This window comes from Shewanella sp. 553 (genome assembly GCF_059338375.1).
In genome coordinates this window covers 1,615,095-1,636,467 of record NZ_CM181701.1, presented here as the reverse complement: position 1 = coordinate 1,636,467, position 21,373 = coordinate 1,615,095, and the positions used below count along the sequence as shown (strand labels likewise).

Below are 21,373 nucleotides of genomic sequence, written 5' to 3'. Positions count from 1 at the left end.
CTCTTACTCCTTTTCCCTAGGACAATACCCTGACGAAAACCTGTAACTTACTCGTCCTATCGGCCGAGTTTAGCTAGTGGATGTAGATCCTCAGGCCATGGTGAGGTCAATAGCTGTGTAACCGCTTGTGCGTCCACTGTATCGACACTGGCATATTTCCACTTTGGCTGGCGATCTTTATCAATTAATAGCGCTCGAACACCCTCGACAAAGTCACCGATAGCACAGCAATTACAACTCATACCCAGCTCGCGCTGAAATACTTGTTCGAGTGATAATTCGGTGCCTAAACGTGATTGCTCATAAACCAGATGAAGGCTCAATGGGCTTCCGGCTAACATAGTATTAAGTGCACGTTCTAGCCAAGGTTGATCAGTCTCATAGGCGGCCACTCTTGCCATGATCTGACTTAAATCGCCCTCCATCAACTGATCAATCAGCGCTTGATGCAGTGCAAGCACACTCTCACCCATCTTGATCGAGCAGCGACTCGTCATCGCTTCTAATAACGCATTAAGTTTAGAGTGATTAACCCCGATGTCGCCTTCCCAATCGATACTGGCTAGCGCATCAAACAGCGGCTGTTTATCATCGCTATTAAGATAATGATTTCCCAGGCCAACGAAATAAGCATCCGCGCTATTCATATTGTAAGCGGTCATGCCAAGAAAACGGCCAATGTGGCCAGGCATACGATTGAGGAAGTAACTGCCCCCCACATCGGGGTAAAGTCCAATGGTCACCTCTGGCATGGCGATGCGCGATTTTTCGGTGACAATGCGATGACTGGCGCCAGCCATGAGTCCGAGGCCGCCGCCCATCACTATGCCATCGCCCCACACCAACACGGGTTTATCGAAGGTGTGCAGCAGATGATCTAAATGATACTCGTCGGTAAAAAACACCCTCGCCATGTCGGTCACTTCACCCGGCGTCTCTTTAGAGGCGTGATACAGGGCGCGCACATCACCACCGGCGCAGAATGCTTTTTCGCCGGCACCATCTAGCACCACCATAGCGATGCTATCATCTTGTGCCCACGCGGAGAGTTGACGAGTAAGCGCTTGGATCATCTCCAAGTTAAGCGCGTTGAGTGCCTTTTCCATGTTCAGCGTGGCAACACCGACCAACTTGCCTGACAAGGTGCCTAAGGTTTGAAATACCACGCTATTGCTTTGCTCAATACTCATTAGCTATTGGTCCATTTTGCTTGGCGCTTTTCTAAAAACGCGTTAACCCCTTCGGCCTGATCTTTCGTGTCAAACAAGCCAACAAACAACTCACGCTCGACAGGCAGCGCCTGCGTTCGTGGCATCATTCGGCCCGCTTGAATAAGCTGCTTACACACAGTCACACTGCTAGGGCTCTGGTTAGCCACCTTTTCAGCAAGGGTTAACGCCGTATCTAAGGCTGAACCTTTAGCCACCACCTCTTCAACTAATCGCAGCTGCAGTGCCTTGTCGGCATCGACACGTTCGCCACATAAGATCATCCGCTTTGCCCAGCCTTCCCCGACCAAGGCGGTAAGATTTTGAGTACCACCAGCGCAAGGAAGTAAGCCAACGGTCGCCTCAGGCAATGCCATCACGGCCTGTGCTTCAGCGATGCGAATATCACAGGCAAGCGCCACTTCGAGCCCGCCGCCCATAGCATAGCCATTGATAGCAGCAATCGATACCCCACGAAAACCACTGAGGGCTTCAAACGCTTCGCCAAAATGTTTGGCCATTGAAGCCGCATTACCTTTATCGCCATCGGCAAACAGTTTGAGATCGGCACCAGCACTAAAAAACTTTTCCCCGTCACCCGTTAGCACTAAAGCATAAATCTCTTTGTTGGCATTCAGTTCGCTTACTTTTTGCTTAAGTAGCTGTAAACTCGATGCTGTCCATGTATTTGCTGGCGGATTGCTCATTGTGAGTACCGCGGTATGGCCAATAATTTTCTCGATAATCGCTGTCATCTTTATGCTCCTTTGTGACAATTACAGGATCGGGCTAGCGTTTTCGTCGAGTAGACGACGAGCAATAATCAAACGCATGATCTCGTTAGTTCCCTCTAAGATTTGATGTACGCGCACATCACGGAAATGGCGCTCCAGCGGATATTCACGAATGTAGCCGTAACCACCGTGAAGCTGCAATGCACTATCACAAACGCTAAAGCCAATATCGGTGGCAAAACGTTTTGCCATGGCGCAATAGGCCGTCGCTTCAGGGTCACCACTGTCGAGTTTAAAGGCGGCTAAACGCACCATCTGCCTAGCAGCAACTAACTCCGTCGCCATATCGGCTAACTTGAACTGCAATGCTTGAAATGCCGCGATCGGCTTACCAAACTGTTTACGCTCATTCATATATTGAGTTGCGCGATCGAGCGCCGCTTGCGCCGTACCCACAGAGCAAGTGGCAATATTGATGCGACCGCCATCTAATCCCTTCATGGCAAACGTAAAACCTTGACCCTCTTCGCCTAACAGATTGCTTACTGGCACACGAACATTATCGAAGGTAATTTCACGGGTTGGCTGGGCGTTCCAGCCCATCTTATCTTCCGCTTTGCCGTAGCTGATGCCATCGGTGTCTGCGGGTAGCGCAATGGCCGAGATCCCCTTAGGACCCGCTTCGCCGGTGCGGCACATAACAACCAGCATCTCAGTCGAACCAGCGCCAGAGATAAACATCTTAGCGCCGGAGATCACATATTCATCGCCTTCACGAACGGCTTTGGTTTTGAGTGACGCCGCATCACTGCCGGCACCCGCTTCGGTTAAGCAGTAAGAGGCCAGTTTTTCACCTGTGGTCAATGGCGCTGACCATTCATCTCGCAGGGATTGAGAGCCAAAGCTAGTGATCATCCAGGTCGCCATATTATGAATAGTCAACATGGCCGTGGTGGCGGTGCAGCCCATCGCAAGCTGCTCGAAAATGATCGAGGAATCGAGGCGAGATAAGCCCATGCCACCTTCCGATTCTGGCGAGTATAAAGCGCAAAAGCCCAGCTCTCCGGCTTTTTGAATGACATCTTTAGGGAAATGATGCTCTTCATCCCACTTGGCGGCGAATGGAGCTAGCTCTTCATTGGCAAATTGAGTTGCCAGTTCGGCAAACTGGCGTTGGTCTTCATTCAGATTAAAATCCATCTGATTAACTCCTTGAGCACCTATGGTTATTCGCCGCTAGTGATAATGCGGCATTTTTTAATATCGGTGCGTTACTTGTTGATTGTTGATTATTAGCGGTAAACACATGATGAAAAGCCTTGGACCCATTAGTCCAAGGCTTTCACGTTATTTCAGGGCAATCGTCATATTCGGCGCATGATGCTCAACATCGGAGATGTCCGATTCAAACCAGCGCGCGGTGATGGTCTTGGTCTCAGTGTAGAAACGCACCGCTTGTTTTCCATAGGCGTGCTGATCGCCATAGAAACTGCCTTTCCACCCCGTAAACGAGAAGAAAGGTAGCGGCACAGGAATCGGCACGTTAATCCCCACCTGGCCCACTTCAATATTATGCTGATACTTACGCGCCGCCGCGCCGCTCGCGGTAAAGATAGAGGTACCGTTACCATATGGGCTGGCGTTGACTATCTCGATAGCGTCTTCAAGAGAATCACTTTCCATGCAGCACAACACAGGCCCGAAGATCTCCTCTTGGTAGATGCTCATCTCTGTAGTCACATTAGTGAACATAGTCGGTCCGACCCAGTTACCGCTTTCATAGCCCTCGACAGTGAAATCGCTACCGTCGAGCAGGCATTCGGCGCCCTCTTCTTTGCCTTGAGCAATCAGCTTAAGCACGCGAGCTTTCGCCGCAGGGCTGATAACAGGACCATAGGCTGCGTCTTTATCATCCCATAAGCCCGGTCTGACTTTGGCGATGGCATCACGTAGCTCAGGGATCCAGTTTTTCGCTTCACCCACAAATACTGCTACCGACAGCGCCATACAACGCTGACCCGCGGCGCCGACAGATGCACCAACCAAGTTATTAATGACTTGCTGTTTATTAGCATCGGGCATGATCACGCAGTGATTTTTAGCGCCGGCAAAGGCTTGTACACGCTTAAGATTATCGGTACCCGTCTTGTAGATATATTGACCCACGCCAACTGAGCCGACAAAGGAAATGGCTTTAATATCTTGATGCGTCAGCAGCACATCGACCGCCGTTTTGTCACCATGAATTAGCTGCAGAACACCTTTGGGTGCGCCCGCCTCTTCAAACAGTTCGACCAAGCGCTGCGGCGTCATCGGATCTTGCTCCGACGGCTTAAGTACAAAGGTGTTGCCGCAGGCAATCGCCAACGGGAACATCCATAATGGGATCATCGCCGGAAAGTTAAATGGTGTAATACCAGCGCATACGCCCAAAGGCTGGGTATAACTGTAGGTATCGATACTGCGCGCCACGTTTTCAACGGTTTCACCCATGATTAGGTTAGCAATGTTACAAGCGTGCTCAGCCACTTCGATACCACGCCACACATCACCTTTGGCGTCTTCAAAAGTTTTACCCGTTTCTTGAGCCAGAATCGTTGCAATCTCATCATGATGGGCTTTTAGTAGATGTTGATAGCGAAACATTACCCGAGCACGCTCTGATACAGGCACCTCTTTCCATGTCGTAAAGGCTTTTTTCGCACTAGCGATAGCAATTTCAACTTCTGATGTAGTCGCAGCGTTAATGGTCGCGATCACTTCATTATTAGCCGGATTAGTTACCGAGATCTGCTGAGTGCCTTGGCCTAAGGTAAATTCACCATCGATGTAATGTTTAACTTGAATAGTCATATTGCTTTCCTAAGATCTTTTTAACTAAGACAAAAATGTAAGTGACAGCTAAAAACTCACATCGTTAACTGAGGTTATGCCAATGGGCCAATAGCACATCTATCAGCCCGAGCAAATGGATTAGATTTCAATCGCCATAGCGGTGGCTTCGCCGCCACCGATACACAATGAAGCCACGCCGCGCGTAAGCCCTTTTGCTTTTAAGGCATGAATCAAGGTCACTAGCACACGGGCGCCAGAGCAACCGATTGGATGGCCTAATGCGCAAGCACCGCCGTTGACGTTAACCTTGGTTTCGTCTAGCCCGAGCTCTGAAATCGCTAGCATGGTGACCATGGCAAAGGCTTCGTTGACCTCAAATAGATCGACATCGGCTTTAGTCCAGTTAACCTTGTCGAGCAACTTAGTCATGGCGCCAACAGGCGCTGTGGTAAACATCGACGGCTCTTGAGCGTGAGTCGTGTGACCTTTAATGGTCGCCAGCACCTCCAGTCCCTTTGCATCGGCCTGCTCGCGGGTCATGAGCATGAGTGCGGCAGCGCCGTCTGAAATTGAACTTGAGTTTGCGGCAGTGATAGTGCCTTCTTTGGCGAATGCGGGGCGTAGTGTGGGGATCTTTTCAGGACGCGCATTCCCTGGCTGCTCGTCGGTATCGACCACGACATCACCACGTCGGCTCGATACTGTCACCGGGGTAATTTCAGCTTTAAACGCGCCAGATTCAATCGCGGCATTGGCTTTTTGCAGTGAGCTTAGCGCAAAGTTATCCATCGCTTCACGACTAATGGAGAAGTCATCAGCGGTCTTCTGGGCAAACGTCCCCATAGCACCACCGGTATAGGCATCTTCGAGGCCATCAAGGAACATGTGATCCATCACCTTGCCATGACCCATACGCATGCCGCCTCGGGCCTTGTCGAGTAGATAAGGGGCTTGACTCATGCTTTCCATACCACCAGCGATAACAATATTGGCACTACCCGCTTTAATGAGATCATGCGCTAACATCACCGTTTTCATTCCAGAGCCACAGACTTTATTGACTGTGGTCGCACCAACCGATAATGGCAGTCCAGCCCCTAACGACGCTTGACGCGCCGGCGCTTGACCAAGACCCGCTGGCAATACACACCCCATAAGTACTTCATCAACGTCAGCGCCTGCAATTGACGTGAAATCCATCAAGGCTTTAATTGCGGTGGCAGCCAGTGTTGGCGATGTGACACTCGATAGCGCGCCTTGAAAGCCCCCCATAGGGGTGCGCTTCGCCGCGACAATCACGATATCTTGGTTTGTTTGCTCTGTAGTCATCTTCCGCTCCATCTCGGTATTTTTTGCTCGAACCACATGTTGAGAACACGTGATGAACTGTGATCAATTTCAAATAATATTACTCTGACGTTTACGCGAACGTAAAGCAAGTGTTAACTCGCCAAAATGGTATAACTTTAGTCTAAGGTTTTGTCAGTCTGGATTTACACTTTGGCGTAATGTGTGAGTGGCCAAAAGGCTTGCTGGCAAATAAAGAGAGGACACCTGCCACTATATGGGCAAGCAAATTTTGGGGGGCGATAAAACTTTATAATGTTAAAAATTAACAACTTAAAGGTTAAATTTCAAATACAAATAAAATGCCATCAAGAAAAGCTATACATAAAACCAAGTTATTGGCACTCGCTAAGTGAGCGCCATCAAGGCGACACCGTCAAACTGCACGTCCTTATCTCAGTTGATATATTCGGGCTGCAATGCAGCCACCAAACTTACCGATTTAAAAATCGTCAAATTGTTTGCCCATAGCGCGAATTTGCTTTAATCCCACCCCATGCTGATTACGCTCGGCGCAGAGTTGCTGATGCACTTCATCCAGCGGTTCGCCAATTAACACGATGCGCACCTGATACCCTAGTGCCTTTGCCGCCGCGTCGTAGGCCATATATTCCCAATAGGCCATATTGGTATTATCACAGATGACTATGGGCTCACCCCGTGCCAACGCCTGAATAAACAGGGTTAAATTACGTTGATGGTATTCACTCAGCCGACTGGGATTAAACTGATACTGCCCCTGTTGATAAAATAAGTTATCGGTCGAAAAATAACCCCTAAGCCTTATCTGTTGCGCGACTGCGGCAGGCTGCGCTGCAATAAACTGCTCAACCCAATAACTTTTGCCGCTACCAGGTAAGCCGCGCATAATAATCGCTAACTTGTCAGTCTGAGTATTTTGACTGGCCAACATCCTATCGAGCGCCACGCTTGTATCCAGTTCTATGTCTAATTGCATTACTGCGGCGCACCTATTAGCTCATCGTTAATCTTGTCACCACGCAAAATCGTATCAACCATATGTGGCAAAATGCGGCTGGCCTTATCCTGCAGATGATATTGAAACTGACTGTGGCGATCGGCGGGCATAATATTAACTTCAACTGTTTGCGCGCCGTGATGATTAGCCGTGTCAACAAATCCGGCGGCCGGGTAAACCGTCCCCGAGGTGCCGATGGCAATGAATAGATCGCAAGTATCGAGCGCATGTTGGATACGATCTAGTCCGATAGGCATCTCACCAAACCACACCACATGAGGCCGCAGGCGCTGGGCCGGTATGCAACAGGTGCAGGTATGATTAACCCCAAAGTGATCTGTCAGCAAAAATGTCTGTTGTGAACGAGGGCAGCGCCCTTTTGTGAGCTCACCGTGCATATGCAGTAAGCGGCGAGAACCCGCCCTTTCATGCAAGTCATCAATATTTTGCGTCACCACGAGTAGCTGACCATCAAACTCTTGCTCGAGTCGGGCTAAGGCCTTATGCGCCTCGTTGGGTTCGATATGGCCGTCATGCAGCTGCTGCCAGCGTTCGTTATAAAAACGCTCCACCATTTCAGGATCACGCGCGTACCCTTCTGGGGTCGCTACATCTTCTATTTTATGTTCTTCCCATAGCCCGTCTTGATCCCTAAAGGTTCTGAGCCCTGACTCGGCAGAGATGCCTGCCCCGGTTAATATCACGATCTGCCGATACATCTGCTTTCCTTGTTATTGTTATCTTAATACTGACTCGTTGCCATATATCCAATACGCCTATGTTCAATTTAAGCCTGCCAGAACACAGTGGCGAGGTGTATTGGGCATTAGTATAAATACCACTATAAAAAGTATGTGTAAAATTCGCTATATTTTACCAGCAAACAATCAATTGCACTCGATTTGCTGACTAAGCGAACAATATGCAAGATCAAAGGTTTAAGTTTTTAAATTCAGCCCCTATAATGGTTGCCAATATCAACAACTGAACCTTTATTGGCGATGCTAAGGTTCTGCAATCAAGAGATTAATAATGACAGATGGAAATCAAGCGCTAAAGAAAGCGGGATTAAAGGTCACCTTACCACGAGTCAAGATCCTCGAGCTGATGCAGGGACCTGAAAATCAGCACATCGGTGCAGAAGAACTGTACAAAAAGCTACTCGATATTGGTGAAGAAATTGGGTTAGCAACTGTTTATCGCGTATTAAATCAATTTGATGATGCAGGTATTGTCACCAGACATCACTTCGAAAGCGGCAAGGCGGTTTTCGAATTATCATCACAACATCATCACGATCATTTAGTCTGTTTATCTTGCGGCAAGGTGATTGAATTTTCCGATGATATGATTGAGCGTCGTCAAGATGAGATAGCGATGAAGCACAATATTAAATTAACCAATCATAGCCTCTATCTCTACGGTGTTTGCACCAATGATGAGTGCGATCACGGCGATGCTTAATGGTTAACAGACCAGAGGCGATATAGCCAAGTTAATCTTGATAGCCAGCTGATATGAAAAAGGGATCCTAGGATCCCTTTTTCATTGGTCGCTTTTCACATTTGAGGAGTCAATGCATAAGCCTAAGGAGACAACGCCTAAACGCGGCAGTCACCTTCGACATCACAATGCTTATCAATAAACGGGTTGCTTACATTTTAAATCTCAAATTAACCCAAGCATGACCTCGGCTTAATCGTCTAATCTATCTGAAAGAATTTTGCCATCGATAGGATCGATACGCAGCTCACGCTCGACTCCATCTTTGTAAGCTTCCACTTCCCACTGGTCCCTTTTAACAGAGACTTCAGTAATGGGCGAGTAGCCCTGCGCTTCTAATGCCTTAATCACTTCAGAAAGCGGTTTAGCATCGACAGGTGGCTTCTCATGTGCAAAAGAGTGAGTCGCACCAAGGCATAAAGTACAAGCTATCATTGCACCAAACAGCTGCTTCATAATATCTCTCCTTCATTGCATTTGGATAACACGTTAAACCGGGACGATGACCTGACACCCATTTACATCATACCTGCTCTTTTTCGCGGCAATTTTTATCATAGGATTTTGGGTTGTTCAATAATTTTTAGCAGCAAAAAAATGCCTTTTTATATCGATACAGTTATATGACAGCCTGATAAAAAACACGGCACGATTAACTGACACAACAACTGACATAACAGAGGCAAGATAGCGGCGTTTAATGGTTATAGTCGTAAGTTATCAAACTGAAAGCTCAAAAATAACCCACAAAAAAGGCGCCCTAAGGCGCCTATTTACAAGTGGGTAAGATTACCAACCTGTTTTAGTACGTAGTGCACTGCCGATATCTGCAAGTGAACGTACGGTAGTTACGCCCGCCGCTTCTAGTGCTGCAAACTTATCTTCTGCAGTACCTTTACCACCAGCGATGATCGCACCAGCATGCCCCATGCGCTTACCTTCTGGTGCAGTCACACCAGCAATGTAAGAAACAACAGGCTTAGTCACGTTAGCTTTGATATATTCAGCCGCTTCTTCTTCAGCCGTACCACCAATTTCACCAATCATCACGATGGCTTCTGTTTGTGGATCGTTTTGGAACATTTCCAATACGTCGATGAAGTTAGTACCTGGAATTGGGTCGCCACCAATACCAACACAAGTTGATTGGCCGAAACCTTCATCGGTAGTTTGCTTAACCGCTTCGTACGTTAGGGTACCAGAGCGAGAAACAATGCCCACTTTACCAGGCTTGTGGATGTGACCAGGCATGATACCAATCTTACATTCACCTGGGGTGATAACACCTGGGCAGTTAGGACCGATCATGCGCACGCCAGTTTCTTCAAGCTTAACCTTAACTTGCAGCATATCCAGAGTAGGAATGCCTTCAGTAATACAAACGATTAGCTCGATGCCACCATCGATAGCTTCAAGAATGGCATCTTTACAGAAAGGGGCTGGTACATAGATAACGGTTGCTGTTGCACCCGTTTCAGCTACGGCATCTTTTACAGTATTAAATACTGGAAGACCTAAGTGAACTTGACCACCTTTTCCTGGAGAAACACCACCAACCATTTGAGTGCCATACGCGATAGCTTGCTCAGAATGGAAAGTACCTTGACCACCAGTGAAACCTTGGCAAATGACCTTGGTATCTTTATTGATTAATACAGACATTATTTGCCCTCCGCAGCAGCAACAACTTTAACAGCAGCGTCAGTTAGTGACTCAGCTGCAATAATGTCAAGACCAGAGTTAGCCAATACTTCGCGACCGAGATCAGCGTTAGTACCTTCAAGACGAACCACAACTGGCACTTCAACACCCACTTCTTTCACTGCGCCAATGATGCCTTCGGCAATCATGTCACAACGTACGATACCACCAAAGATGTTCACCAGAACCGCTTTAACGTTAGCGTCAGACAAAATGATCTTAAATGCTTCAGCTACGCGCTCTTTAGTCGCCCCGCCGCCAACGTCTAGGAAGTTAGCTGGCTTGCCGCCGTGTAGGTTAACGATGTCCATGGTACCCATTGCTAGGCCGGCACCGTTTACCATGCAACCTACGTTACCGTCGAGGGCAACATAGTTAAGCTCAAATTTAGCCGCATGTGCTTCACGCGCGTCATCTTGTGATGGATCGTGCATGTCGCGGATTTTTGGTTGACGGAACAATGCGTTGCCATCGATACCTATCTTACCGTCTAGGCAGTGAATGTTGCCTTCGGTCGTGATAACCAGCGGGTTGATCTCAAGCAGTGCGAAATCATGGTCGTTGAACATCTTAGCAAGACCCATGAACACTTTAGTGAACTGCTTCATTTGTGTTGGGTTTAGACCCAATTTGAAGCCAAGATCACGTGCTTGGTAAGGCTGTGGACCCGTTAACGGATCGATAATGGCTTTGTGAATCAGCTCTGGCGTTTCTTCAGCCACAGTCTCAATCTCAACACCACCTTCAGTTGATGCCATAAACACCACGCGACGAGTCGCACGGTCAACAACAGCGCCAAGATAAAGTTCGTTAGCGATATCGGTGCAGCTTTCGACTAAGATTTTAGCAACTGGCTGGCCTTTTTCGTCAGTTTGGTAAGTGACAAGGTTCTTACCTAACCAATTTTCAGCAAATGCTCTGATCTCTTCTTTGTCGCCGGTAACTTTAACGCCACCTGCTTTACCACGGCCGCCTGCGTGTACTTGACACTTAACAACCCACATATCACCGCCAATATGGCCTGCCGCTTCTACCGCTTCTTGAGGGGTATCACAAGCAAAACCTTCTGACACTGGTAAACCATATTCGGCAAATAGGGATTTTGCCTGATATTCATGCAAATTCATGATGATCTATCCGTATACTTCTTATCAAATCCAACCGGCTCATAGGAGCCAGTAGCGAGGGTGATGCCCACCAAAGCGATAGGCATCGAATCAACGTCGTCTTACAGGTCGAGCAATAGACGAGTTGGGTCTTCGAGGAAGTCCTTAATGGCAACCAAGAAGCCAACAGACTCACGACCATCGACTATGCGGTGGTCATAAGACAATGCTAGGTACATCATAGGCAGGATTTCAACCTGACCATTAACTGCCATCGGGCGATCTTTAATGGCATGCATGCCTAAAATCGCACTTTGTGGCAGGTTCAAAATAGGCGTCGACATGAGTGAGCCAAATACGCCACCATTAGTCACGGTGAAGTTGCCGCCTGTCATATCATCAACAGTCAGCTTACCGTCACGGCCTTTGATGGCTAATTCACGCACGTTACGTTCGATCTCAGCAAGGCTCATGGTGTCGGTGTCACGCAGTACTGGCGTCACCAAACCACGTGGGGTCGATACCGCGATACTCACATCGAAATAGTTATGATAAACAATGTCATCACCATCGATAGAGGCGTTAACTTCTGGGAAACGCTTCAGGGCTTCAGTCACGGCTTTGACGTAGAAAGACATGAAACCTAGACGAATACCGTGACGCTTCTCAAACACTTCTTGATACTGCTTACGAATGTCCATGATAGGTTTCATGTTCACTTCGTTGAACGTCGTCAACATTGCAGTTGAGTTCTTCGCTTCAAGTAGACGATTGGCAATGGTCTTACGCAGACGTGTCATAGGTACACGCTTCTGGCTACGCTCGCCTAGTGGGGCTACAACAGCAGCAGGCGCTGATGCAGGTTTCGCAGCAGGGGCTGATTTGACGAAGGCTTCAACGTCTTCTTTCGTGATACGTCCACCCACGCCAGTGCCTTTCACTTGAGCTGCATCCACATTATGTTCGGCGATTAAGCGACGAACTGATGGACTTAGCGCATCATTTGACTCATCACTTGCCGCTTCTTGTGGTGCTTCAGCTTGCGCCTTAGTCACTTCTTGACCAGCAACCGCGCCAGCAACAAATTTAGCAATCACAGCTTCACCTAGAACGGTGTCGCCTTCTTCGGCTAGAAACTCAACGATTGAACCATCTTCTGGCGCAACCACTTCAAGTACCACTTTATCGGTTTCAATATCAACCAAGTTTTGATCACGAGTCACTTGCTCGCCAGCTTTGACATGCCAAGTGGCGATGGTTGCATCAGCAACTGATTCTGGCAGTACGGGTACCTTGATTTCGATACTCATGGAAAGCTATCCTTTTTAAATTATCAATTACTACAGTTTTAATGCGCTATTTATTAGAGATTCTTGTTGCTGAGCATGCAGTGCTGGGTAACCACAAGCAGGGGCAGCAGATGCTTCACGGCCTGCGTAGGTTAACTGTGCGCCTGCTGGAATCGCCGCCCAGAAATGGTGTTGGCTACAATACCAGGCACCTTGGTTCTGCGGCTCTTCCTGACACCAAACGAAATCTTTAACGTGCTGATATTGCGCCAGGATTTGTACCATGTCCTCATGTGGGAACGGATACAATTGCTCGACACGGATCAGTGCAATATTAGTGAGATTCTCTTTGCGACGCTTTTCAAGCAGCTCAAAGTACACTTTACCACTACAGAACACGACGCGGTCAACCTGGCTGCTATCTTGCTCATCGATCTCCGCAATCACGTTTTGGAAGGTGCCAGTGGCAAGCTCTTCCATACTCGATACGGCTAATGGATGACGCAGTAGCGATTTAGGCGACATCACCACCAATGGACGACGCATAGGACGTACCACTTGACGACGTAGCATGTGATAAACCTGCGCAGGCGTTGATGGCACGCACACTTGCATATTGTGGTTAGCACAAAGTTGCAAGAAACGTTCAAGACGCGCACTGGAATGCTCTGGACCTTGACCCTCATAACCGTGTGGTAACAGCATGGTTAAGCCACATAAGCGGCCCCACTTTTGCTCACCCGATGACAAGAACTGGTCAATCACGACCTGCGCGCAGTTAGCGAAATCACCAAACTGGGCTTCCCAAAGCGTTAATCCGCCAGGCTCGGCTGTGGCGTAGCCATATTCAAACGCGAGTACTGATGCTTCAGACAATACCGAATCAGAGATATCGATAGGGCCTTGCTCGTCGGCCACATTACGCAGTGGCAGATAAGCCGTTGCATCGTTTTGATTGTGTAATACCGCATGACGATGGAAGAAGGTGCCGCGACCTGAGTCTTGCCCCGTAATACGTACCCGCTTGTTATCTTCAAGAATTGAGCCGTAGGCTAAGGTTTCAGCAAACCCCCAATCGAGCAGCTTTTCACCCTTTGCCATGGCAACACGATCTTTATAAATCTTGGCGACACGTGACTGTAACTTATGATTTTCAGGTACATAACTTAACTTGTCAGCCAAGTTTTGCAGACGCTCGATAGACATTTCACCTGGGTAGGCTTCGTCCCACTCGCGATCAAGATAAGGCGTCCAGTCAACCGTATGCAGCGTCATAGGGCGCCACTCTTTAACGACGCAATCACCTTTATCGAGTGCATCACGGTAGTCGTTGATCAAGCTGGTGACTTCATCAGCAGCTAAGGTGCTCTCTTCGATTAAACGCTCGGCATAGATCTTACGCGGCGTCGGATGCTTTTTAATCTTGGCGTACATTAATGGCTGTGTAGCACTTGGCTCATCGGCTTCGTTATGACCATGACGACGATAACAAACCAGATCGATAACCACATCACGCTTAAACTCGTTACGGTAATCAACCGCCAGCTGCGCAATGAAGGCCACGGCTTCAGGATCATCAGCATTAACGTGGAAAATCGGCGCCTGCACCATCTTAGCGATATCGGTACAGTATTCTGTTGAGCGAGTATCTTCAGTCAAGTTAGTGGTAAAGCCCACTTGGTTATTGACTACGATACGAATACTGCCACCCACTTTAAAGGCACGGGTTTGAGACATGTTAAATGTCTCTTGTACTATCCCCTGACCTGCAATAGCACTGTCACCATGGATGGTGATGGGCATTACTTGCAGACCGGTTTTACAACCGCGGCGATCGAGACGTGCTCTGACAGAGCCCATCACCACAGGGTTAACTATCTCAAGGTGCGATGGGTTGAACGCAAGGGCTAGATGAACATTGCCACCTGGCGTTTCAAAATCTGAGGAGAAACCTTGATGATACTTAACGTCGCCTGAACCGAGTAATTCGTCGCTGTGCTTACCAGCAAATTCATCAAACAGTTCTGACGGTTTTTTACCGAGAATGTTCACCAATAGGTTTAAACGACCACGGTGAGCCATCCCCACGACCATCTCTTTGGTACCGGCTTGGCCACCACGGTAGATGATTTCACGCATCATGGGCACGAGTGCGTCACCGCCCTCGAGTGAGAAGCGCTTAGCACCGGGGAACTTGGCGCCGAGGTATTTTTCCATACCTTCGGCGGCGTTAAGGCCTTCGAGAATACGGAGTTTGGTGGATTTATCGTAATTAGCTCTACCTAAGGATGGCTCCAAACGTTGTTGGATCCAACGTTTCTCATCGGTATCTGTGATATGCATGTATTCAGCGCCGATAGCACCACAGTAGGTGGCCTTCAGTGCATTCACAAGATCACCTAGCTTCATGGTGTCGCCACCGTGCGCAAATGAACCTGTGTTGAATTCACGATCCATATCGTCGCTAGTTAAGCCGTGGAAGGCAGGGTCCAGTTCAGTGACGGCATCGCGCTTCCATAAACCGAGGGGATCCAGATTCGCATTCTGGTGACCGCGGAAACGGTGAGCGTTGATCAACTGTAGGACTTTAACTTGTTTAGCATCCACATCAGGGTCGGTAATACGAGCAGAGCTCTTATGGCGGCCTTCTAACGCTAAACTACGAAAATATTCACGTACTTTTGAGTGGGCAGCTTCGGGCACATCTGTTGCGCCGTTGGCATATGGGAGGTTATCAAATACCGCGCGCCAGTCGTCTGATACTGACTGTGGGTCTTCTTGATAGGCTTCATACATCTCTTCTACATAGGTCGAGTTCGCGCCACTTAAGTGAGACGAATCGAGCCAGGCTTTCATGATGCCTTGGTGCATTTCTATTCCTTTCAAACTTGATACACGTGTTTAGCCAAAGTCTTAAAAATGCAATCCCAGTTAATCGCACTGCAATTGCAATCTATCTGCCGCCCCGAGAATCCAGATTGTACGGCACATGTGTAGTTCCATTACATAAAAGAGCCACTTCCTCTTAAAGAAGAAGTGACTCTTCATGAGCTATATCATTATTAGAATCAGCTCAGGTTGTTGCATTTACACTGCTCTCTTAAGCAACATTGACTTAATGTGTCCAATGGCTTTAGTCGGATTCAATCCTTTCGGACAAACATCCACACAGTTCATGATGCCATGGCAACGGAATACGCTGTATGCATCATCAAGCTCAGACAAACGCTCTTCAGTCGCGGTATCACGGCTATCGATAAGGAATCGATAAGCATGTAATAGACCACTTGGACCGATAAACTTGTCTGGGTTCCACCAAAACGATGGACAGGCTGTAGAACAACAAGCACACATAATACACTCGTAAAGACCATCTAAGTGTGCACGTTCTTCAGGTGATTGCAGATGCTCACGCGCAGGCGTTTTCTCATCGTTAATCAAATAAGGTTTAATCTTTTCGTACTGTTTGTAGAACTGAGTCAAATCGACAATCAGGTCACGTACGACAGGCATGCCTGGTAGTGGGCGGATCTCAATAGTCTTACCCTTAAAGGTAGATATTGGCGTGATACACGCAAGGCCGTTCTTACCATTCATGTTGACACCATCACTACCACACACACCTTCACGGCATGAGCGACGGAACGCCAATGTTGGATCTTGTACTTTAAGTTGCATCAGCACATCAAGCACCATCATATCGGTACCGTCAGCCACTTCCAACGTGTAATCCTTCATGTAAGGCTTAGTGTCTACGTCAGGATTATAGCGATAAATAGCAATCTTTAAATTCATCTGACAGTCCTTAGTAAGTACGCTTGATTGGCGGGAACGCGGCACGAAGCTTAGGCTCCATGTTCACATCACGCTTAGTCATCTGCTCAGTCACTGGGTCAAACAGACTGTGACACAGCCAGTTTTCATCATCACGCTCAAGGTAATCTTCACGTGAATGCGCGCCACGACTCTCAGTACGATAGTTTGCTGCATAGGCTGTGGCTAACGCCGTTGCCATTAAATTGTCTAACTCAAGACATTCGATACGTTGAGTATTGAACTCTTGTGAGTTGTCAGACAGCTTAGCATTCGCCAAACGGTCGCGAATAGCCTTAAGTTCAGCCAGACCTTCAGCCATAGCGTCACCGCTTCGGAATACTGAGAAGTTAAGCTGCATACATAGCTGCAGATCTTTACGGATTGTGGCTGGGTCTTCACCGTCTTTATTGCTTTCCCAACGGTTTAGACGCTCAAGCGACTTGGCGATATCAGCATCTGTCGCATCTTTTGGATCGACAGTGGCGTCAAGCGCTTTACCTAAGTGTTGACCCGCAGCACGACCAAATACCACTAAGTCGAGTAATGAGTTACCACCTAAGCGGTTAGCGCCGTGTACTGATACACAAGCAATTTCACCGACAGCAAATAAGCCGACGACATCTTGTTCGCTGCCATCTTCATTCTTACGAATGACTTGGCCGCTGACTTTCGCTGGTAAACCACCCATCATATAGTGACAGGTTGGCAATACTGGAATTGGACCATCGGCGGGATCGATGTGAGCGAAGGTACGAGACAGTTCACACACACCAGGAAGACGCGCTTCTAGGGTTTCTTTACCTAAGTGGTCAAGTTTCAACAGACAGTGTGGCCCTAATGGACCATCGAGGCCACGACCTTCACGAATTTCGGTCATCATTGAACGTGCAACCACGTCACGTGATGCCAAATCTTTCGCGTTTGGCGCATAACGCTCCATGAAACGCTCACCGTCTTTATTGAGCAGGTATCCGCCTTCGCCACGGCAACCTTCGGTCACCAAAACACCGGCGCCAGCAATACCCGTTGGGTGAAACTGCCACATTTCCATGTCTTGCATCTGCACGCCAGCGCGCATCGCCATACCAATACCATCACCAGTATTAATGTGGGCGTTAGTGGTAGAAGCGTAGATACGCCCTGCTCCACCGGTCGCGAGAATCGTGGCTTTGGCTTTGAAATAAACGATTTCACCGGTTTCGATTTCGATTGCAGTACAACCGACAATCGCGCCATCATCATTCTTCACTAGGTCCAGTGCATACCACTCAGAGAACACTTCAGTCTTGTGCTTTACGTTCTGCTGATAAAGGCAGTGCAATAAAGCATGACCGGTACGGTCGGCAGCCGCTGCGGTACGGGCCGCTTGCTCACCACCAAAGTTCTTTGACTGGCCACCAAACGGACGCTGGTAAATCTTACCATTGTCAAAACGTGAGAATGGTAAACCCATCTGCTCAAGCTCGATAATGGCTTCAGGGCCGGTTTTACACATAAATTCAATCGCTTCTTGGTCACCGATAAAATCGGAGCCTTTCACGGTATCGTACATGTGTTGTTCCCAGTGATCCTCATGGGCGTTACCCAGCGCTACGGTGATACCACCCTGTGCTGATACGGTATGAGAACGCGTTGGAAACACTTTAGATAACAGCGCGCAGCTCTTACCTTCTTTAGAAATCTGTAGTGCAGCGCGCATACCTGCGCCACCAGCGCCAATAACGACTGCATCAAATTCACGAACTGGAATACTCACTTAAACACCCCACACAATAACAATGCCAGCAGCCAAATAAGAGAAGGCAGCCACGACGAAGACGAATTGGAGTACACCACGCAAACTGACGCATTTCACGTAGTCTGTCAGCACCTGCCAAATACCAATCCATGAGTGGATTAATAGGGCAACTAGGGCCAATAATGTAAACACTTTCATCGGCAGAGTGCTAAATAGACCATGCCAGACGTCATAAGTGAGAGGAGAACTAGCGGCGATAAATCCTACTAAAAAGATAGTGTAACAAGTAAGGATAACTGCACTAGCACGAATAAGAATAAAATCATGAACGCCGCTGCGTCCAAGACTTGCTGCATTTGTTACCATACCCAAATCCCCACAATGATTGACAGTGCCGCGGCAATAACGAAGGCGGCTTTCGCTGAAGCGTTACCTGAGTCTAACTCTTCCCAACGTCCGGTATCCATGATGAGGTGGCGTACGCCAACGACAAGATGGTAACCCAGCGCGGTTAGAATTCCCCAGACGACAAACTTAACGAACAAGTTATCAAACAGAGATTGTATGCCTGCGAAACTCTCAGCAGATGCGAGTGATTCACTCAACAACCAGATAAGAATGCCGACGGCAAACAGCATGATAACACCGGATACACGGTGTAGGATTGACGCAATCGCTGTTGCAGGAAAGCGAATGGTCTGCAGATCTAGATGGACAGGTCTTTGCTTTTTCACGTTCTGCTCACTTCTGCTCCATTGAGCATTATTTTTGTTATCGAACCCCTTTCGAACGAAATTTGATCAGCAAGCAAACTTACCACCTCGTCTCGCCACAAAAGAAAAGTTTAAACAAACTGTTAACTAATTCAAAAATCACTAATTAAGCTTGTAAGAAATGGTTTATGAATTGGTTTGTTTGTAGCTCTTTTCGAGCCGAGGCAAGTATACGCCGCCGAAATGTCAAATACAAACATCACATTATGCAAATTTAGTTTTTTTGGTAAAAAAATCTGCCAAGTTCCTGTATTGATAAGGGCTTCAGCCAATTTAAGACCATGGTCTAACGAATTTAAACGCTTATTTAAATTGAAATGTGATCTAGATTCACTGTAAAGTATTGGCGTTTGACAAAGCCGCACTCACATAAGAATGAAGTAAGGAGAACGGGGTATGGCTGATAATATAGCCAAATTGGAATTACCAGGGAACGATTCGATTGACCTGCCTATTAAAAAAGGGACAGCAGGATTTGATGTAATCGACATCAGCAAACTAGGTAGCAAAGGTCACTTTACATTTGACCCAGGATTTTTAGCGACAGCATCCTGCGAATCCGCTATCACTTACATTGATGGCGCCCAAGGTATACTTTTACACCGTGGTTACGCAATCGACGAATTAGCCGTCGATTCAGATTATTTAGATCTTTGTTATCTATTGCTTTACGGTGAGTTACCCACTAAGGCCCAATACGATAAGTTTGTCTACACGGTTAAGACTCACACTATGGTTAACGAGCAATTGGCTTCGTTTTTCCGTGGTTTCCGCCGTGACGCTCACCCAATGGCGATGCTATGTGGTGTGACGGGCGCATTATCTGCGTTTTACCAAGACTCTTTAGACGTAAACGATGAGCATCACCGCGAAATCGCCGCGTTCCGTTTAGTGTCTAAAATGCCGACGATTGCAGCCATGTGCTACAAATACTCAATTGGCCAACCCTTTATCTATCCACGCAACGACCTAAGTTACGCGGGTAATTTCCTAAGCATGATGTTTGCTGTACCGTGCGAAGAATATAAGGTCAACCCAATTGTTGAACGCGCGATGGATCGTATTTTCATCCTTCACGCCGATCACGAACAAAACGCATCAACCTCTACCGTTCGTTTAGCGGGTTCTTCTGGAGCTAACCCATTTGCGTGTATCGCAGCGGGTATCGCCTCACTTTGGGGTCCGGCTCACGGCGGCGCCAACGAAGCCTGTTTAAACATGCTTGAAGAGATTGGCACAGTTGATCGCATCCCTGAGTTTATTGCACGCGCTAAGGACAAAGACGATCCTTTCCGCCTAATGGGCTTTGGTCACCGCGTTTACAAGAACTTCGACCCACGCGCTAAAGTGATGCGTGAAACTTGTCATGAAGTGCTTGCTGAGCTTAAAGTGAACGATCCACTACTTGATGTGGCGATGGAACTTGAACGCATTGCACTTGAAGATGAGTACTTTGTGTCTAAGAAGCTGTATCCGAATGTCGATTTCTATTCAGGCATCATCATGAAAGCCATCGGTATCCCGACCAGTATGTTTACCGTGCTATTTGCATTGGCACGTACTGTTGGCTGGATTGCCCACTGGAAAGAGATGCTAGATCAGCCTGGTCACAAGATCAGTCGTCCGCGTCAGCTATACACAGGTTCACCTGAGCGTAGCTTTGTCGATTTAGACAAACGCGGCTAATCAGAACGATCTTTGCTAAACGTTAAAAGGCACTCATTGAGTGCCTTTTTTATTCGCATCTATCTAATGGTAGCGTTAACTCTCATGCTCATGGCAACCAATTGCTTGCAGCATGCTTACGTGCAGGTGTTTCTTCGACACCGCTGACTCTCTTTTTGAAAAGAATCATCCCTAGGTGCTCTGCGATTTCACTGCTGAAATCGAAGGTCACAGCCGCACCTACACCGACTTATTTATCTCTTCGATTTAGCCGTAATTGGTATCCACAGAACCGTTAAAAGCAAATCGCTTTTGGACAAAATTATCTTGGCCTTCGAATGTAGGTTGAGGCATTTTTGGCTTGTAGCATTTAGTCGAGTTTGTTTTTATTGATTGATGGTAGCGTTAACCTTCATCATTTTGAATTGCTTGCCGCAGGCGTTTTCGTGCAGGTACTTCCTCGGCACCGCTGTAAACCCATCCTTGGGCGCTCTGCGATTTCATCCCTGAAATCGAAGACCTCAGCCGCACCTACACCGAGTTCTAACCCTCTTCGATTTGGCATTACAGGTGTCATTCTGGGCATTAAAAGCTAAATTATTTTTGGACATTTCCGTGTTAGAACTTTAGCTCTATATATATGTGAGTTTCAGATTAATATTTCTATGGGCTAACGCCT

Annotated in this window: 18 protein-coding genes; 2 read left to right on the top strand and 16 right to left on the bottom strand. The window is 47.7% G+C overall.

Annotation, left to right across the window (positions count from 1 at the left end; all coding sequences use genetic code 11):
• Positions 1-56: 56 nt before the first annotated feature.
• The 7 genes from AC5YBZ_RS07435 to cobB all read right to left on the bottom strand — a co-directional run bounded on the left by AC5YBZ_RS07435 (position 57) and on the right by cobB (position 7,822).
• Positions 57-1,190 carry an enoyl-CoA hydratase/isomerase family protein gene (locus AC5YBZ_RS07435; RefSeq protein WP_494519363.1) on the bottom strand — a complete coding sequence of 378 codons (1,134 nt, stop codon included), beginning with the start codon at positions 1,188-1,190 and terminating at the stop codon, positions 57-59.
• Entirely contained in the window at positions 1,190-1,963 is a 774-nt protein-coding gene (locus tag AC5YBZ_RS07430; RefSeq protein ID WP_494519364.1) for an enoyl-CoA hydratase, read from the bottom strand. The genes AC5YBZ_RS07435 and AC5YBZ_RS07430 overlap by 1 nt, the downstream gene beginning before the upstream one ends.
• Before the next feature lie 21 nt (positions 1,964-1,984).
• On the bottom strand, positions 1,985-3,142 hold the full coding sequence (locus AC5YBZ_RS07425; RefSeq protein ID WP_494543631.1) for an acyl-CoA dehydrogenase family protein: 1,158 nt from the start codon (positions 3,140-3,142) through the stop codon (positions 1,985-1,987).
• Positions 3,143-3,289: 147 nt separating this feature from the next.
• Entirely contained in the window at positions 3,290-4,795 is a 1,506-nt protein-coding gene (locus AC5YBZ_RS07420; RefSeq protein WP_494519366.1) for a CoA-acylating methylmalonate-semialdehyde dehydrogenase, read from the bottom strand.
• 120 nt (positions 4,796-4,915) lie between these two features.
• Positions 4,916-6,106, bottom strand: coding sequence for a thiolase family protein (locus AC5YBZ_RS07415; protein WP_494519367.1), 1,191 nt, complete (start codon positions 6,104-6,106; stop codon positions 4,916-4,918).
• 460 nt (positions 6,107-6,566) lie between these two features.
• Entirely contained in the window at positions 6,567-7,037 is a 471-nt protein-coding gene (locus AC5YBZ_RS07410) for an ATP-binding protein (RefSeq protein WP_494521634.1), read from the bottom strand.
• Between the two features lie 44 nt (positions 7,038-7,081).
• The gene (gene cobB / locus AC5YBZ_RS07405) at positions 7,082-7,822 is read right to left on the bottom strand and encodes a Sir2 family NAD+-dependent deacetylase (protein WP_475516580.1); all 741 of its coding nucleotides are present in this window, start codon (positions 7,820-7,822) and stop codon (positions 7,082-7,084) included.
• Between the two features lie 313 nt (positions 7,823-8,135).
• Between cobB and fur the strand changes: the two genes are divergently transcribed.
• A complete protein-coding gene (fur, locus tag AC5YBZ_RS07400) occupies positions 8,136-8,567 on the top strand; it encodes a ferric iron uptake transcriptional regulator (RefSeq protein WP_110458160.1) in 432 nt (143 codons plus the stop codon).
• A 231-nt stretch (positions 8,568-8,798) separates the two neighbouring features.
• Here the strand turns inward: fur and AC5YBZ_RS07395 are convergent, their stop codons facing one another.
• From AC5YBZ_RS07395 to sdhC, 9 genes are all read right to left on the bottom strand, one after another.
• Positions 8,799-9,062, bottom strand: a complete 264-nt coding sequence (locus AC5YBZ_RS07395) for a PepSY domain-containing protein (protein WP_494519368.1) — start codon at positions 9,060-9,062, stop codon at positions 8,799-8,801.
• Positions 9,063-9,395: 333 nt separating this feature from the next.
• Entirely contained in the window at positions 9,396-10,268 is an 873-nt protein-coding gene (gene sucD / locus AC5YBZ_RS07390; protein WP_110458162.1) for a succinate--CoA ligase subunit alpha, read from the bottom strand.
• The gene (sucC, locus tag AC5YBZ_RS07385) at positions 10,268-11,434 is read right to left on the bottom strand and encodes an ADP-forming succinate--CoA ligase subunit beta (RefSeq protein WP_475516578.1); all 1,167 of its coding nucleotides are present in this window, start codon (positions 11,432-11,434) and stop codon (positions 10,268-10,270) included. The genes sucD and sucC overlap by 1 nt, the downstream gene beginning before the upstream one ends.
• Before the next feature lie 101 nt (positions 11,435-11,535).
• The gene (odhB, locus tag AC5YBZ_RS07380) at positions 11,536-12,723 is read right to left on the bottom strand and encodes a 2-oxoglutarate dehydrogenase complex dihydrolipoyllysine-residue succinyltransferase (RefSeq protein WP_494519370.1); all 1,188 of its coding nucleotides are present in this window, start codon (positions 12,721-12,723) and stop codon (positions 11,536-11,538) included.
• A gap of 30 nt (positions 12,724-12,753) precedes the next feature.
• Positions 12,754-15,573: a 2-oxoglutarate dehydrogenase E1 component gene (gene sucA / locus AC5YBZ_RS07375; protein WP_494519371.1), complete on the bottom strand. Its 2,820-nt coding sequence runs from the start codon at positions 15,571-15,573 to the stop codon at positions 12,754-12,756.
• A 216-nt stretch (positions 15,574-15,789) separates the two neighbouring features.
• Entirely contained in the window at positions 15,790-16,497 is a 708-nt protein-coding gene (locus tag AC5YBZ_RS07370; protein ID WP_475516575.1) for a succinate dehydrogenase iron-sulfur subunit, read from the bottom strand.
• A gap of 10 nt (positions 16,498-16,507) precedes the next feature.
• Positions 16,508-18,274 carry a succinate dehydrogenase flavoprotein subunit gene (gene sdhA, locus AC5YBZ_RS07365; protein ID WP_475516574.1) on the bottom strand — a complete coding sequence of 589 codons (1,767 nt, stop codon included), beginning with the start codon at positions 18,272-18,274 and terminating at the stop codon, positions 16,508-16,510.
• Positions 18,275-18,622, bottom strand: a complete 348-nt coding sequence (gene sdhD / locus AC5YBZ_RS07360) for a succinate dehydrogenase, hydrophobic membrane anchor protein (RefSeq protein ID WP_110458168.1) — start codon at positions 18,620-18,622, stop codon at positions 18,275-18,277.
• The gene (gene sdhC / locus AC5YBZ_RS07355) at positions 18,616-18,990 is read right to left on the bottom strand and encodes a succinate dehydrogenase, cytochrome b556 subunit (protein WP_494543630.1); all 375 of its coding nucleotides are present in this window, start codon (positions 18,988-18,990) and stop codon (positions 18,616-18,618) included. The genes sdhD and sdhC overlap by 7 nt, the downstream gene beginning before the upstream one ends.
• A 435-nt stretch (positions 18,991-19,425) precedes the next feature.
• Between sdhC and AC5YBZ_RS07350 the strand changes: the two genes are divergently transcribed.
• Positions 19,426-20,715 carry a citrate synthase gene (locus AC5YBZ_RS07350; RefSeq protein ID WP_475516572.1) on the top strand — a complete coding sequence of 430 codons (1,290 nt, stop codon included), beginning with the start codon at positions 19,426-19,428 and terminating at the stop codon, positions 20,713-20,715.
• Positions 20,716-21,373 lie beyond the last annotated feature (658 nt).

Excerpts from the sequence above, each read along its gene's own strand:
- AC5YBZ_RS07435 (WP_494519363.1), bottom strand. The coding sequence starts at position 1,190 with ATGAGTATTGAGCAAAGCAATAGCGTGGTATTTCAAACCTTAGGCACC.
- AC5YBZ_RS07430 (WP_494519364.1), bottom strand. The coding sequence starts at position 1,963 with ATGACAGCGATTATCGAGAAAATTATTGGCCATACCGCGGTACTCACA.
- AC5YBZ_RS07425 (WP_494543631.1), bottom strand. The coding sequence starts at position 3,142 with ATGGATTTTAATCTGAATGAAGACCAACGCCAGTTTGCCGAACTGGCA.
- AC5YBZ_RS07420 (WP_494519366.1), bottom strand. The coding sequence starts at position 4,795 with ATGACTATTCAAGTTAAACATTACATCGATGGTGAATTTACCTTAGGC.
- AC5YBZ_RS07415 (WP_494519367.1), bottom strand. The coding sequence starts at position 6,106 with ATGACTACAGAGCAAACAAACCAAGATATCGTGATTGTCGCGGCGAAG.
- AC5YBZ_RS07410 (WP_494521634.1), bottom strand. The coding sequence starts at position 7,037 with ATGTTGGCCAGTCAAAATACTCAGACTGACAAGTTAGCGATTATTATG.
- cobB (WP_475516580.1), bottom strand. The coding sequence starts at position 7,822 with ATGTATCGGCAGATCGTGATATTAACCGGGGCAGGCATCTCTGCCGAG.
- fur (WP_110458160.1), top strand. The coding sequence starts at position 8,136 with ATGACAGATGGAAATCAAGCGCTAAAGAAAGCGGGATTAAAGGTCACC.
- AC5YBZ_RS07395 (WP_494519368.1), bottom strand. The coding sequence starts at position 9,062 with ATGAAGCAGCTGTTTGGTGCAATGATAGCTTGTACTTTATGCCTTGGT.
- sucD (WP_110458162.1), bottom strand. The coding sequence starts at position 10,268 with ATGTCTGTATTAATCAATAAAGATACCAAGGTCATTTGCCAAGGTTTC.
- sucC (WP_475516578.1), bottom strand. The coding sequence starts at position 11,434 with ATGAATTTGCATGAATATCAGGCAAAATCCCTATTTGCCGAATATGGT.
- odhB (WP_494519370.1), bottom strand. The coding sequence starts at position 12,723 with ATGAGTATCGAAATCAAGGTACCCGTACTGCCAGAATCAGTTGCTGAT.
- sucA (WP_494519371.1), bottom strand. The coding sequence starts at position 15,573 with ATGCACCAAGGCATCATGAAAGCCTGGCTCGATTCGTCTCACTTAAGT.
- AC5YBZ_RS07370 (WP_475516575.1), bottom strand. The coding sequence starts at position 16,497 with ATGAATTTAAAGATTGCTATTTATCGCTATAATCCTGACGTAGACACT.
- sdhD (WP_110458168.1), bottom strand. The coding sequence starts at position 18,622 with ATGGTAACAAATGCAGCAAGTCTTGGACGCAGCGGCGTTCATGATTTT.
- AC5YBZ_RS07350 (WP_475516572.1), top strand. The coding sequence starts at position 19,426 with ATGGCTGATAATATAGCCAAATTGGAATTACCAGGGAACGATTCGATT.